This window comes from Desulfosalsimonas propionicica, assembly GCF_013761005.1.
In the GTDB taxonomy this organism is placed as follows: domain Bacteria; phylum Desulfobacterota; class Desulfobacteria; order Desulfobacterales; family Desulfosalsimonadaceae; genus Desulfosalsimonas; species Desulfosalsimonas propionicica.
Window position 1 is genome coordinate 615,424 of the sequence record NZ_JACDUS010000001.1, and the last position, 13,612, is coordinate 629,035.

The 13,612-nt window shown below is 50.7% G+C and carries 14 protein-coding genes; 9 read left to right on the plus strand and 5 right to left on the minus strand.

Translation table 11 applies throughout. The features are described 5' to 3' along the window. Nucleotides 1–257: 257 nt before the first annotated feature. The 3 genes from HNR65_RS02625 to HNR65_RS02635 all read right to left on the minus strand — a co-directional run bounded on the left by HNR65_RS02625 (nt 258) and on the right by HNR65_RS02635 (nt 2,612). On the minus strand, nt 258–980 hold the full coding sequence (locus tag HNR65_RS02625; protein WP_181549876.1) for an alpha/beta hydrolase: 723 nt from the start codon (nt 978–980) through the stop codon (nt 258–260). 115 nt (nt 981–1,095) lie between these two features. Beyond that, nucleotides 1,096–1,503: an NUDIX domain-containing protein gene (locus HNR65_RS02630; RefSeq protein WP_181549877.1), complete on the minus strand. Its 408-nt coding sequence runs from the start codon at nt 1,501–1,503 to the stop codon at nt 1,096–1,098. Nucleotides 1,504–1,781: 278 nt separating this feature from the next. After that, a complete protein-coding gene (locus HNR65_RS02635) occupies nt 1,782–2,612 on the minus strand; it encodes a CheR family methyltransferase (protein ID WP_181549878.1) in 831 nt (276 codons plus the stop codon). A 188-nt stretch (nt 2,613–2,800) separates the two neighbouring features. Here HNR65_RS02635 and HNR65_RS02640 point away from each other — a divergent pair, with 188 nt between their 5' ends. Next, on the plus strand, nt 2,801–3,751 hold the full coding sequence (locus HNR65_RS02640; protein WP_332309007.1) for a sensor domain-containing diguanylate cyclase: 951 nt from the start codon (nt 2,801–2,803) through the stop codon (nt 3,749–3,751). Between the two features lie 171 nt (nt 3,752–3,922). Here the strand turns inward: HNR65_RS02640 and glpX are convergent, their stop codons facing one another. Further along, on the minus strand, nt 3,923–4,906 hold the full coding sequence (glpX, locus tag HNR65_RS02645; RefSeq protein ID WP_181549879.1) for a class II fructose-bisphosphatase: 984 nt from the start codon (nt 4,904–4,906) through the stop codon (nt 3,923–3,925). Nucleotides 4,907–5,216: 310 nt separating this feature from the next. On the opposite strand from glpX, the gene HNR65_RS02650 reads away from it, so the two are divergent. Further along, complete coding sequence (locus HNR65_RS02650) at nt 5,217–6,095, plus strand: radical SAM protein (RefSeq protein WP_181549880.1); 879 nt, start codon at nt 5,217–5,219, stop codon at nt 6,093–6,095. 49 nt (nt 6,096–6,144) lie between these two features. Here the strand turns inward: HNR65_RS02650 and HNR65_RS02655 are convergent, their stop codons facing one another. Beyond that, nucleotides 6,145–7,491, minus strand: coding sequence for a sigma-54 interaction domain-containing protein (locus HNR65_RS02655; protein ID WP_181549881.1), 1,347 nt, complete (start codon nt 7,489–7,491; stop codon nt 6,145–6,147). 473 nt (nt 7,492–7,964) lie between these two features. Here HNR65_RS02655 and HNR65_RS02660 point away from each other — a divergent pair, with 473 nt between their 5' ends. From HNR65_RS02660 to HNR65_RS02690, 7 genes are all read left to right on the plus strand, one after another. Further along, nucleotides 7,965–8,300 carry a c-type cytochrome gene (locus HNR65_RS02660; RefSeq protein ID WP_181549882.1) on the plus strand — a complete coding sequence of 112 codons (336 nt, stop codon included), beginning with the start codon at nt 7,965–7,967 and terminating at the stop codon, nt 8,298–8,300. A gap of 54 nt (nt 8,301–8,354) precedes the next feature. After that, nucleotides 8,355–9,455 (plus strand): MBL fold metallo-hydrolase, encoded by a 1,101-nt coding sequence (locus tag HNR65_RS02665; RefSeq protein ID WP_181549883.1) that lies wholly within the window; start codon nt 8,355–8,357, stop codon nt 9,453–9,455. Nucleotides 9,456–9,562: 107 nt separating this feature from the next. Next, nucleotides 9,563–10,867 carry a hypothetical protein gene (locus tag HNR65_RS02670; RefSeq protein ID WP_181549884.1) on the plus strand — a complete coding sequence of 435 codons (1,305 nt, stop codon included), beginning with the start codon at nt 9,563–9,565 and terminating at the stop codon, nt 10,865–10,867. Beyond that, complete coding sequence (locus HNR65_RS02675) at nt 10,867–11,151, plus strand: hypothetical protein (protein ID WP_181549885.1); 285 nt, start codon at nt 10,867–10,869, stop codon at nt 11,149–11,151. Before HNR65_RS02670 ends, HNR65_RS02675 begins: the two co-directional genes overlap by 1 nt. A 19-nt stretch (nt 11,152–11,170) precedes the next feature. Next, the gene (locus HNR65_RS02680; protein WP_181549886.1) at nt 11,171–12,043 is read left to right on the plus strand and encodes a hypothetical protein; all 873 of its coding nucleotides are present in this window, start codon (nt 11,171–11,173) and stop codon (nt 12,041–12,043) included. A gap of 32 nt (nt 12,044–12,075) precedes the next feature. After that, entirely contained in the window at nt 12,076–12,432 is a 357-nt protein-coding gene (locus HNR65_RS02685; RefSeq protein WP_181549887.1) for a NifB/NifX family molybdenum-iron cluster-binding protein, read from the plus strand. A 459-nt stretch (nt 12,433–12,891) separates the two neighbouring features. Then, a complete protein-coding gene (locus tag HNR65_RS02690; RefSeq protein WP_181549888.1) occupies nt 12,892–13,611 on the plus strand; it encodes an autotransporter outer membrane beta-barrel domain-containing protein in 720 nt (239 codons plus the stop codon). Nucleotide 13,612 lies beyond the last annotated feature (1 nt).

Consider the following 13,612-nt stretch of genomic DNA (forward strand, 5'->3'; position numbering starts at 1 on the left):
TATTTAAAAATCTGAAACCCTGCGGGATTTCCAATTCTGCCGCATCTACTGCGTCAGATGCAGCCTCGCATAGTCCACTATAGCTCGTCTGCATCTTCCTTGTATCTGCGGCAAACTTGAAAATCGCTCAATTTAGGTTTGAATAAGGTTTGCATTTTGTCGATTGTCGACAATTTTAGTTTATTCAATGAATGAGTCAAGTAAATTTTTCAGTCGCTGGTGGATTTTCAGGAGGACGGTGTCAGTGGCGCGGCTTGTCAGCTTGAAGCAAACCGATTCAACTGGTCGGCCGCGATGCGCCAGACATCCGGATCAAAACCCATGGCGAGATGCGGCGCCCTGACTTCGAAATGGCGCGCCTTCGGGCTTGTCCGGTCGATGCAGGCCGGCCATGACACCATGCCGTCTTTACGCGAAAATATCGCCGCGATCGGCACCTGAATCGGATTTTCTGCGTCCAGTTTCGCAATCTCTGCACTGAGCCGCCGGCACTCCGCTGCCCCCCATGCCCTGGCCGCAGGGGTGTAGGCCGGCCCGCCAATAACCGGCGTGCCGTATGTAATGACCACGGAAACAACCTCTGGAACTGCCCGTGCGGTTTCTCTTGCAATCACGCCGCCGAGGCTCCATCCGATCAACGCCGCCTTTTCTCCGGGCGGCGTATGTGAAATCACCTTATCTGAAAACAATGCACAGTCGCGCTCAGGATCGCCCTTATTCGTGCCGAATCCCCAATGACGCGCGTCGTATCCGAGCCTGGCAAGGTATCTGCGCAATGGCGCCATGGTCGCCTCCGGGGCTTTCCATCCGGGGATCAGATAAACCGTGGCACTTCCCGGCGCCTCGGAGAGGAGGGATTTTCTTGAAGCAATCAGCCTTGCCACAGAAACAGTCAGCCGCCATTCAGACCCCAGGTTTTTAAACGAATAAGGACGCGGCTGCGGGGCATCCGGCGGATGCGCATATTCAACAAAACCCAACCGCGCCCGCTTCTGTGTATGGAGTTCTGTATTCATCGGCTTTGACGGTCAATACCCTAAACAATATTTACTGCAATTATTCCTTGTTATGGAAATGTGTCAACATACGGCCATTCTACCTCTTGTAAGCATTGCCGGCAAAAAAAACAGCCGATTGCGGCTGCGCATGCCGTGCACGGCGGATGGCGCTGCGCAATGGGGCCGGGTCTGCCGGGTCAAAAGGAACAAATTCCCGGACATGGAGATCCGGGCAAGAATGGCTTGACGGCGGCAGCATGGTTTTGATTTGAATTGCGATGCCCAGTTCTTCCTTGATTTCCCGCATTACGCATTCTTCTGCGGTTTCTCCAGGATTGATTTTTCCGCCGGTAAGCTCCCATTTAAGCAGCATTGTCATTGCGGCGCCGCGCCGGGCGGCCAGAACCTGCCCGTTTTTTTCTATAATAGCGCAGATCACGTCAATGGGGCCATTGCTATCAAATGTTTTGTTGTTTTTGCGGTGCTCAGATATGTCTTCGGGCATATAACAGGCGCTTTGCAAGTTTTTAGGATGATTTTTGGTCGGCAGAGATGATGGGCCTATAAAAAGTTTTTTTACAGGCAGTGATTAAGTGTTAAGTAAAATCAAGAGGTTGTTTTCTTATCATTTAGCGGTTATATCAGTTTTGGGACCTTTTACGAGAGCATCAGATATTGTGAAAGTAAATTCAATTAAACAGATTATCAGGCGTTTGTGAAGTCCCGGACAGTCCCGAACAAACCTTTTTATGCAGACTTCCGGGAGCATGGTAATAGAACCGGTTATGTTTTCCGGAAAACATAGCGGTCATAGGACATCAGATGACTCCGGGCGGGCTCCGGGATCTGTTCTTTTGCCCCGATCACCAGAAATCCGTTGGGCTTTAGCGATTCTATAACCCGCTGCAGGGGTTTTGCGGACAGATCCGGCAGATAATAGGTCAGCAGGCTGTTTCTCAGAAACACCAGGTCCAGGTCTTGTGCCGGCGGCGGATCTGTGAGCAGGTCCTGCACCCGCCAGTCGATTGTGTTTTTCAGCCAGGGCCTGATAATATAGCGGTCTTTTTTGAAATTGAAAAACCAGTCGCTTCGCCTTGCTGCATCTGCATCCCGCAGGGCGCCGTTGGGGTATATGCCTTTTTTCGCGCGCTCCAGATATTGGGGCGCAAGATCTGTGGCGATTAATTTCAGCCGGGGCGGGGTGCTGTATTTTTCGGTAAATGTCTCCCACAATATCCGGAAGCTGTAGACTTCCTCGCCCCCGGCGCATCCGGCGGACCAGACTTTTACCGTTTCCGGGTGCTGTGCTGCAAGCTCGGGCAGAACGCGGGCTTCCAGAATTTCCCACAGCCGCAGATCCCGGAAAAACCGGGAAATGGAAACAGTCATCTGCCGCCTGCATTCGGCCCGGTGGCCCGGGTGGGCTTGCAGCCGCGCCAGATACTCGTCCATGTTCCGGCATTTCAGTTCCTGCATGTGCCGGGCCACACGTTTTTTGACCCCTTTGCGGACCTTTCGGTAGCCGTTCCATGAATAATTCAGAAACGCCAGAAGCCTTGCAAACTGCTGGTCATCCAAAAGCGCCTCCCTGTCAATCATCGCCCGTGCCGGCAAGGGTTTTTCCGGATACTATCAAATTTTATCCGGATTTGATTCAGCGTCAAGGTGTCTGCTCAATCCATCACAGGGAGCAAAGCGATATTTGGGGATTGGTCCACTGTTTTAAAATATCATGATTAAAATCTTTGAATCACTCAAATATATGATACCCTAAAAAACAGTCAATAAGGACCGACTCTGCCGTGAAATACACAGCAAACAAAAAGGATGCTGCAAAAAAGCCGATGAAACTAGAAAATGATTCATATGAAAAGATTATTGAAAACCTCCATGACGGTTTATATCTGGTGGATCGGGACAGGGTGATTACATACTGGAATAAAGGCGCGGAAAAGATTTCCGGATTTGCCGCTTCTGAAGTTGTCGGCAGATCCTGTTCCGACAATATACTTACCCATCTTGATGACGACTTTAACAACCTATGCATAGCGGGCTGCCCTCTTGCAGCGAGCATGGTTGCCGGAAAGCTTCGTGATGCTGAAGTATACATGCATCACAAAAACGGTCACAGAATACCGGTCTCTGTGCGCGTGAGCACATTGGCCGACAAAGACGGCAATATTATCGGCGGGATAGAATTGTTTACAGATATCAGCAATCATGAAACCAATAAATTGAGGATAAAGGAGCTTGAAAAGCTGGCCCTTCTGGACAATCTTACGCAACTGGCAAACAGGAGATATATTGAAAGCGAAATAAATAACAGACTGGAGGAGAAAAAACGATTTAACCTTTCCTTTGGTGTACTTTTTATTGATATTGATCATTTCAAAGCGTTCAATGATACATATGGCCATGATCTGGGTGACAAGGTCCTTCAATTTACAGCAAATAATTTTACGGCCAATTCCAGGCCCTTTGACATGTACGGGCGCTGGGGAGGCGAAGAGTTTATTGGTGTTATACGCAACATAAACGGGCAAGGCCTCGTCACTATTGGCAACAAAGTGCGTAACCTTGTGGAAAAGTCATACATCAATCATGACGGCAAAATTTTACAGGTCACAGTTTCTGTAGGCGCTACGCTCGTCGGCCAAGGCGATGACATTGAAAGCCTTATAAAAAGAGCAGATGAACTTTTGTACAAAAGCAAATCAGCCGGCCGGAATTGCGTGACAACCGATTGTGAATAAACCCGTGAAGGGGACCTTAGGGGGGACTGAGGAGATCAGGCCCAAATCCGTATTTCAAATCGGCGGAGCCGGAGCAGCCAAAACCGGCATCCCATGCAATCCATTCTGAAGACGCGTTTGACGCCGCGGTTTCCGTCCTGTTCATGATTCAAAGACATCAGGGAAGAAAAATCAATCGTATTTCACGGCACTGAAGCGCATCAGTTTGTTCCAGTTGTGGTGGGAGTCGATGTAGCGGATGGTGCCGGTTTTGCCCCGCATGACAAGGGAATGCGTTGTGGCGCCGTTTCCGGTATATCTCACCCCTGATAGAAAACTTCCGCCTGAAATACCGGTGCCGGCAAAAAACACGTCATCGCTTTTCACCAGATCCTTGACGGAAAATATTCGGGACAGATCTGTTCCGGCTTCGGCCAGGGCCTTTTTCTCCTTGTCTTTCTGGGGATTGAGGCGGCAGAGCATCTCCCCGCCAATGGCGCGGATCGCGCAGGCCGACAAAACCCCTTCGGGCGTGCCGCCTGTGCCCATCATCACATCCACTTCAGAATTGGGGTCAATGGCCATCAGGGAACCGGCCACATCACCGTCTGAGTGAAGCTGAATGCGGGCGCCGGCTTCTCTGATGGCCTGGATCAGATCCGCGTGCCGGGGCTTGTCTAAGACAAACACCACAAGGTCGGCAATGTCTTTTCCCAGGGCTTTTGCGATGTGTGCCAGATTTGTGTCAACCGGTGCATTGAGGTCCACGGCGTTTCTGGCCGCTGCTGAAACCGCCAGTTTTTCCATGTAATAGCTGGGCCCGGGATCAAGCATGGTGCCCGCAGGTGAGACCCCCACAACGGAAATGGCATTGGGCCGGCCGTATGCCAGAAGATTGGTGCCTTCCACCGGATCAACGGCCACATCCACCCGGGGCCCGGATCCGGTGCCCAGGTTTTCGCCGTTAAACAGCATGGGGGCGTTGTCTTTTTCCCCTTCGCCGATAATAACCGTGCCGTTGATGTCAATGGCCCCAAATGACAGCCGCATGGCCTCCACTGCGGCTTTGTCCCCGGATTCCTTCTCGCCTCTGCCCAGCCAGCGGGCCGATGACAGGGCTGCGGCTTCGGTTGTTCTCACCAGGTCAAGGGCCAGGTTGCGCTGGGGGTATTCCATTTGTGTGTCTCCTTGGGTCTGTATGCATTGGTAAAGATTGATGGACGCGTAAAAAGTCGCTTTTGAGCCGGCGCCTTGGTTTGTCCATAATAAACAAATAAAATGGATACAACCATTTGGTTTTTTACACAACCCTGATCCGGTAAATCCCGGCACAGCCCGGGTTGACATCCATTTGGATTCATGAAACTGTTTTTTTGAACTTTTTACGGCACCATCTGAAATCAGACTTTTTACGGTGCCATCATATTTGACCAACCCATAACCACCGGCGGTCAAAGCCGGCTGGATAATTTTTTTCGGAGATGACATGAGATATGAAGGACAGATTTACCGCCCGTTTAGCGAAGCCAACAGCTATCTTTTGCAATGCACCATCGGCTGCTCCCATAACCGCTGCACCTTTTGCGGCATGTACAAGGACCGCAGATACCGGATCCGGTCGCTGGCCGATATCAAGGCGGATATCCAAATGGCCAAAGATTATTACAGCGACCTTGAAAAGGTGTTTTTGTGCGACGGCGACGCCCTGGCAATGGACACAGGAGTGCTGCTTGAAATTTTAAACACCCTTTACGCCAAATTTCCGTCTATCCGCCACGTGGGCACCTATGCCGGGCCAGGCAGCATACTTGAAAAAGACATGAGCGAACTGACCGCCCTGCGGGCAGCGGGGCTGACCAAGGCCTATCTCGGGGTGGAATCCGGAGATGAACGGGTTCTGGCGGATATCAAAAAAGGGGTGACCGCCGCAGAAATGCTCCGGGCCGGGCAGGACCTTGTGGAGGCGGATATCAATCTTTCTTCCATGGTATTGCTGGGCATTGCCGGCCGGGGCGATGCAAGCCGGCGGCACGCAGAGGCCACAGCAGAAATCACCAACCAGATGAAGCCCCGCTACCTGGCCGCCCTGACCTACACGCCGGTGCCAAACACCCCTTTGTATCAAAAGGTGGAAAACCAGACGTTTGAACTGCCCGGCCCGCTTGAGACCATAGAAGAAATGAAGATCATGATGGAAAACATCACCATCGACAACCTGAAGTTTATCGGCGCCCATGCCTCAAACTATCTGCCGGTGAGCGGAGAACTGCAAAAGGACAAGGGCCGGATGCTGGCACTGGTCAGCGGGGTTTTGGCAAAACAGGACATGGCCGCGCTGCGGCCGGAAAATCATCGCGGGCTGTGATCCGGGAGTTGGGAAAAAACAAACATGCGAAGCAGATGAAGAGTGCCGGTCAAGAGTGATGTTGCGCCCGGATGTCAAAGTGCAGAATCTTACGGCGGAGGGTATTTTTGTCAATGCCGAGTTCACGGGCTGTGGCCAGCTTTTTCCAGTGATTGCGGGTTAATGCTTCCTCAATGGCCCGCTTCTCAAGTTCCCTCAATGTCATTGCCGCGGGGATGGTTTTGCTTTTTACGTTCGGTATAAGGTGATCCGGCAAATGACCGGGCTGAATAACTTGTTCCTGGCATAAAACAAAGGCATGCTCAATGGCGTTTTCAAGTTCCCGGATATTGCCCGGCCAGTCGTATAGCAGCAAAGTGGCCAGGGCTTCCCGGGAAATGCCCGCGATTTGTCTTCCGGCAAGATGGTTTAACTTTTCGATAAAGTGATCAGCCAGCAGGGGGATATCCTCTTTGCGTTCAGCCAGACACGGCAGTTTCAGCCGGATGACATTGATGCGGAAGTAGAGGTCTTCCCGGAATTGCTGTTGCAGTACCAACTCCTTTAAATCCCTGTTGCTGGCGACAACCACGCGGGCATTGGTCCGGATGGTTTCATTTGAACCGAGGGGCTCATAGCCTTTGGTTTCCAGGACCCGAAGCAGTCGAACCTGGAAGGCCGGGGAAACATCACCGATTTCATCGAGAAAAATCGTGCCGTCCCGGGCCATTGCAAACCGGCCCGGCTTGTCTTTCCTGGCATCGGTAAACGCACCTGCCTTATAACCGAACAGTTCGGATTCGATCAGGGTATCCGGCAAAGCGCCGCAGTTGATGGCAATAAAAGGGCCGTTGTGGGTCAGCCCGTGGTTGTGGATGGCGCGAGCCACGAGTTCTTTGCCGGTACCGCTGGCTCCCTCGATCAGGACCGTGCTGGCACTTTCCGCGATTTGCGGCAGAATGCCGAACAATTTGAGCATTTGGCTGTTTTTGCTGACAATATCGTCAAATGAATGCTGTTTGCGCAACTCCTGGCGCAGTTCTTTTTCAGCCGACAAGTCCCGAAAGGTTTCAACAGCGCCGATAACACGACCGCTGCCGTCTTTGAGAAGAGAGGTGGTGATGCTGATGGGAATGCATTTTTTGTCAGCGCGGATAATATGAATCGGCTGATTGAAAATCGGCTTTTTCGTTTTCAATGTTTCTTGCACAAAGCATCCGGTTTCACAAATATTGGCCCGGAAAACCTCGTAGCAGAACCTCCCGATGGCTTCCGTCCGGTTGATTCCGGTGATCAGTTCGGCCGCACGATTGAATGTCATGATCCGCGAGCCCAGATCCACAGTGAACACTCCATCGTTGATGCTGTCCAGTATGGTTGGGCATTCAAACAAAAAGGCATCATTGCGGGTTGCCATTAACAGTCCCTCCTCTCAGGGGAAAAGAGCCGGTTTTGACTTTTCCGGTTCATTCCGGAGTCGTGTCGGCATCGAAGATCCGTGTCTGTCCATTTTTTCCAGAACTCCCGTCCGTATGGGCCGGGTGCAATTTGCGGATTCAACCCGGAGAGATGGGTGCAAATGGTTCCCTATTCAATTTTTATTTCATCGGGCAAAAAGCTAAGATAACACTAAATAGTTTATAAAATAAATAGGTTATGGTTTAAAGAGGTTGCAGGCTGCAAATGGCACCAATTTTGCTTTATTATTTTTTCAGCCGGATCTGCAAGCAGGCACAATTCCTGTGGACCTCCGACTCCTTTGTCTTTTCTTTATTTCTCAACACACCAGCGTCCGGGCAGCGAGCAGGTCTTTTTCAGGGTGATGGGGTAATCACCGTTTATTATATAAAACTTTGTTTTTATGTCAACCTTTTCAAAGGAGCCAATGCGATGAAAAAGCAATCTTCCGTGATGAAAATCTGCAGCTGTATATTCGTGTTGTTTTTTCTGGCCGGTGTTTTTTTACTGACCCCCCTCAGCAACGCCGGTTCGGCGGCCAAAAAGAAAGCATCCCACCAGGAAGCCTTTGGTGTGTATTCCCAAAACTGCCTGTCCTGCCACGATTCGATTGCAGACCCGGAAAAGCCCGGCCGGACCCGGGATGACTGGCACCTGGTGGTCAACATCATGCACGGCTATGGACTCGATCTGAGCAATGCAGAAAGCGAAATGATCATCGACCTGCTCTACGATCTGCGCCAGGGCCTGGAAAAAGAAGCAGGATAGCGGGACGTGGGTTTATTTTTGATTAAAACATATAATCAATAAAAAGGAGAAGTTATGAAACGACGCACCTTCCTGAAATCCATAGCCGCCTCCGGGCTGGCTGCATCCATGGCCGGCAACGTTATGCTTCCCCGAAAAGCTGAAGCTGCCAAAAAAGTCGATATCGGAGCCATCAAAGACCTCCGGATTGACGTTCTCACTGAGACCAGCTGGTTTGACAATGATGTTTTCAAAAAAAACATCATGGATTATGGCGGCGCCATGACCAACCAGTACACCATTCCATGGGAATGGGACAATGCCGGGGGTTACAGCGCCCTGATCACGGTCACCACCCTGGAGGGCAATGAGCGCAAATTTTTGCTGGATACCGGCTGGAACAACGAGTGGATGGATTACATCTATGAGGAAAAAAGCAATGTGGGCAAGATGCTTGAAAACGGCGACATTGAGTTTATGGTGTTGTCCCACTGGCATCTGGATCATTACTGGGGCATCGAGTCCAGCCTGAAGCACAAACCAGACGTTACCTTATATGTGCCCAAGACCTATTACCCGGAGGACATGGCCCTTCTGAAAGACAAGGCCCATCACAAGGCCAAAAACAAAGATACCGGAGAAATGGTTCATATCTGCAAAAACGATGTGCCGCACACCGGCAAGCTTGTGATGTGCGATCCGGCCGGTGAAAACAAGGAGGGCATCTATCGGCTCATGCCCGGGGTGGCCATCCGCAACTTTGATGTGCCCATCCTGCTGCGGGTGCGGGGAGAAAACGTGCTTTACTTCAACGTCAAAGACAAGGGAATTGTGACTGTCACGGGCTGCTGCCACCCCGGGATTCTTTCGCTTTTTTCCTACGCGCGCAAAAACTTCAAGGACTACCAGCCTTACGGCTGTTATGGCGGGCTTCATATCAGCCTGTTTGAAACCTGGGAGCCGAAATTTGACGACATTATCAAGGGCGTCAACGCATTTCAGATTCAAAAGCTGGGGTGCAACCACTGCACGGGATGGATCTGGGCCGAAAAGGCGGCGGCTTCCGGTGTTCCGGTCGTCAAGGGCACCGACAAGTATAAGGAGTATAAGAAATATTCGACTGTTGCCAAGGCCAGCAACGTGTTTCTCACCAACGGGGATTACGTCACATTTTAACTGACATGCCGGCCGGGGCCACCAACAGCGTTTAACAAACAGGGAAAAGGCGGGCGGAGAAGTCTCCGTCTTTTCCCTTCCGATCATCCGCATCCAGGGAGGACGCCATGTCAAACCACGCGGTAGCAAATGATAAGCCCCCGGGATTTACCCGGGGTGACCCACCCACGGAAAACTCCCGATCCCTTGAGGCCTCAGCAGGCAGTTTTCCTTATCTTAAAGGACTTGCAAATTTAATCGGCATTTTTTGTATTGTCTGGTTTCTCTGGTATATTTTCATGAATCCCAGCGCCGTGATGAAACTCTACACCCCCATGTACGGCTTTGCCCTTATCGCTTCTTTTCTGTGCGGCATCGTCCTTTTGACAAACGTATTTGACGTGCCGGGAATCTATGATGAAAAATTTTCACACTCATCCGTTGTTAAGGGCATCGCCTTAACCATTGCAGCAGTCGTCCTGATGTATGTAGGCCATTACCTGATTTTCTGGGGCATTATCGGCAAATTCGCTGTTGCCTATTTCAGCCCGGAATCCATTGTCGCCAGCGGGGGCATCGGCGCTGAACCCTTTGTGGCACGTGAAAATGCCTCCACCGCCATCGTATACTTCTGTGCCGCCTTCCTGTGGCTGGCGCTTTTCTGGAATCTCGGATTCAATCAATGGCCCTGGCAGAAAACCAGCCGGTCCACACGGACGGGATCCAAGTTCATCGCCATTTTGTTTTTTACCACCCTCATTTACATTTTCCTCTTTCATCCGCATGTGTGTCATCTTTTTTACCCTGCCCAGGACAAGGCAGGTGTGGCGCCCTGGTGGGAAGGATTCGCCGGAACCGGCAGTGCCTTTTTCAGCCTGGGCCTAGTCCTGAGCAGTCTTGTCTGGATCGTTTTCTCAGATCTGCTGTGGGAGGGATACCCGTGGAAAAAGCTTGAAAAAAACGGCCATTCAACATTTGTCAAAGGCATTGTCACATTTGTCGGAACCCTGGTGTTGGGCTTTGTTTTCCTCTACATTCTGCTGCAGATATTTACCGTGGTCTGGGATGAGGCGTTTATGGGCGGGCAATACACGGACGGACCGGACTGGCGGATGATTCATGCTGCTGAAGTTGCCGGTTTCTTTATTCTGGCCGCCTTTATTCTCAGGCATTACTTCAATAATTTTCCCAATTTCTCAAGCCTTTGGGCCAGGGCTGCCGCCCGGAGCGTGATTGCAGTTGCCGGGGGGATGCTGATCTACTTATTCTATTTTTCACCGCTGGCCACTTTTTTTCTGGCCAAGGTACAAGGTTTTGCCCAACCGGGGGATACCCCCCTGGTATGGGTGCTGTTGTTTTTGAGCATCATCCTGGTCCATAATGAGTTTTTCGACCGGTGGCCCCTGAATCAAAAACAAAAGGTGCAATCCTGATGGTGGACCAGGACAGACGGGATTTTCTGACCCGCTATATCTCCCAACTGACCGGGCGGGTTTTGCGGGGATTTGTTCAGGGTGCCGAAGAGGCAAGGCACGAAGCCGAATTCGATAAGTTTTTTGAATCCTATGAATCCAGTTATGCCCTGACCCTGGCTTACCCGGATGATATTCTCATTGAAACCGCCAGAAAGCACAACATTGAAACAGAGGGCCGATCCAAAAATGAAATTGTCAGGGAACTGTTTTTAAAAAACGGAGGATACGAAAATCGATCTTGAAGCTTTTTTCCGCAATAAAATGGAAAGCGCCCTGGTGGTCACCTCCTGGTTTGAGGATCTGAAAAGTGAACTGGGGATAAGCGGGGTCAGCCAGGTGTGGTGCGATCATCCGGCCTGGTATTTTTGGGTTAACCATGCTCCCGGCGTCTATCTTCTCGCGTTGACCGGGGTGGATCTCCGGGTTGTGGACAACAGGGAGATCCTTTCCGCCGCATTTGTCATCAAATGCTATCCCTATCCGGAACATTCGCTGTTTTCCCTGTTCGCTGCCCGGGAGCGGGAACTGGTGCAAAGCACGGCATTTGACAAAACACATTCGCCGGCTTTTGAAGCGCGCAAGAATATCCCTGACGATCTTTTCAATGTCGCTGCCTTTTCCTTGTGCACCGACAGGGATCACTGCTTTAACACCTTTTCATTTGAAAGTTTTGACCGGCTGATTGCGTTCAGCAGCAGTGATAAAGAAAGAATCGAACGGGATGTGCCGGGCATAACCGTAGGATATCCTTTGTTTGACACACTGGTGTGCATGTTGATGCATTGCGAAAAACAGGGGCCCGCCCGGATTCGGCTTTACCGCTCACCGGGCTTTGAATGCCTGGCGGACAGGGCCGCGGCCTGCTGGCAGCCGTCTGACCTTGCAACCGGTTATCATCTGGTTGTGGATTGTACAGGCGTTGGAAATCATGGATCTGAAAGGGTGCCGGATATATTGCCGGAACTTTATCATGCCGCAGGTGCATCGCTTCTCTACGATCAGGTCTTTTCCGGAAATCATTTCCATTTCGGAGAGATGGAACAGCGGCTGCCCGTTGGCCTGAATCCCAAATGGTGGAAAATGGCAGAAGCAATCCATACCTGTCAATTGGCATCATCCTGCGGCTGCCACTGATTTTTAAAACCCTTTAACAATCAGGACAGCAAATGATTCGTCTGGCCTTGCCGATTTTTCACAAGCGCATTTCGCCGGTCCTGGACTCGTGCGAACGGCTTTTGATCATAGATATTGAGAAGGAAAACGAGATGGACCGGAAGGAAATTTTTATCAATAAACTGGCACTGTCCGAGCGGATCAAGCTGCTTCGCCAGCTTGAAGTTTCCACGGTGATTTGCTGTGGTGTGAGCGAGAGTATGTTTAAAATGCTGGAAAGCTGTCATATCCACCCGATCGCCGGCATTGCCGGGGAAGTCGAGGATGTCATCTGCGCCTTCTGCTCCAAACAGCTCAACGATCCCAAATACCACATGCCAGGCTATAAGCGTCCGGAACAGGCAGGTTAGGCATCAATGTTTTATTGCTCTGGAACGTTATGGGCAAAACAGTCACCGGGCTTCCGCAAAAGCGGCGACCCGGTTTTTTATGCGCCGTGCCCGGGTGCTGAGCAATCTTTTGCCGCCCAATGACGTGATTGCGGCATAGGTGAAAAAATAAGCCGGGAGTTGTGTTCGGATAAGGGAGAAGCGTGTATTTTTGATCCTATCCCATTTGCTGTTGACATTCCGGACCGATTCAGTTGTATGTCAATATATGCGCCTTGTTTTTCCTCAAAAATGCATACCCATGCATTGCAACCCGCATCCGCAAAAAGTGGAAAGGAGAAAAAAATGAAGGTGTTTCTGAAAAGTTTTTTATTGTTGATTTTCTTCCTTTTTGTGTTTGTCAATATTTCATGGGCTAAAGGAACAGCGACCCAGGCAAAAGCCCTGGTGAATGCCTACAGCTTTAAGATTGGACCTGATATGAGATATGTCAGTTATGAGGAAGATTCCATTGACATTGAGATCGATGGTTTCATGTACGGGGTTTCCGGAGAGATTGCCTATCACGGCATCAGCGACGGCAAAGCCCCTTTGATGTCCATTCTCAGTGTTGAATTGCTCGCCGGCGAGATGGATTATGATGGCGGCACATGGGGCGGAGATTCGGTAAAAGCGGACACGGATGACTGGATATTTCAGGCCCGGGAATTGCTGGGTTATGATTTTTTTGTAAAGGGAAACCATTTGATCACCCCGTTTGTGGGGATCGGTTATCGGTACTGGAACGATGAAATCGATGGGATCGGCGGCTATGAAAGGGAAATTCAGTACTGGTATTCCCCGATTGGTGTTCAGACCCTGAGTCGTTTGTCAGATCAATGGACTTTGGGTTTGTCCGCAGAATACGATATTTTCTGGACCGGCCGGGTAAAGTCCCATCTGAGCGATGTCAGTCCGGGCTTTAATGATCCTTCCGTGAGCCAGGATTTTGGTGATGGCTACGGGCTCAGGTTTTCAGCCGATTTTACCAGAAAATTTTCAGACCGTTATTCCATGGTAATCGAGCCCTACATCACCTACTGGGATATTGATGACTCTGATCTCGCTACACTGAGATTCCAGGGGGTGCCTGTCGGTCGGGTCTATGAGCCGGCCAATGAAACCCTTTCTTACGGACTGCGAGTGAGCTTTGGGTTTTGAC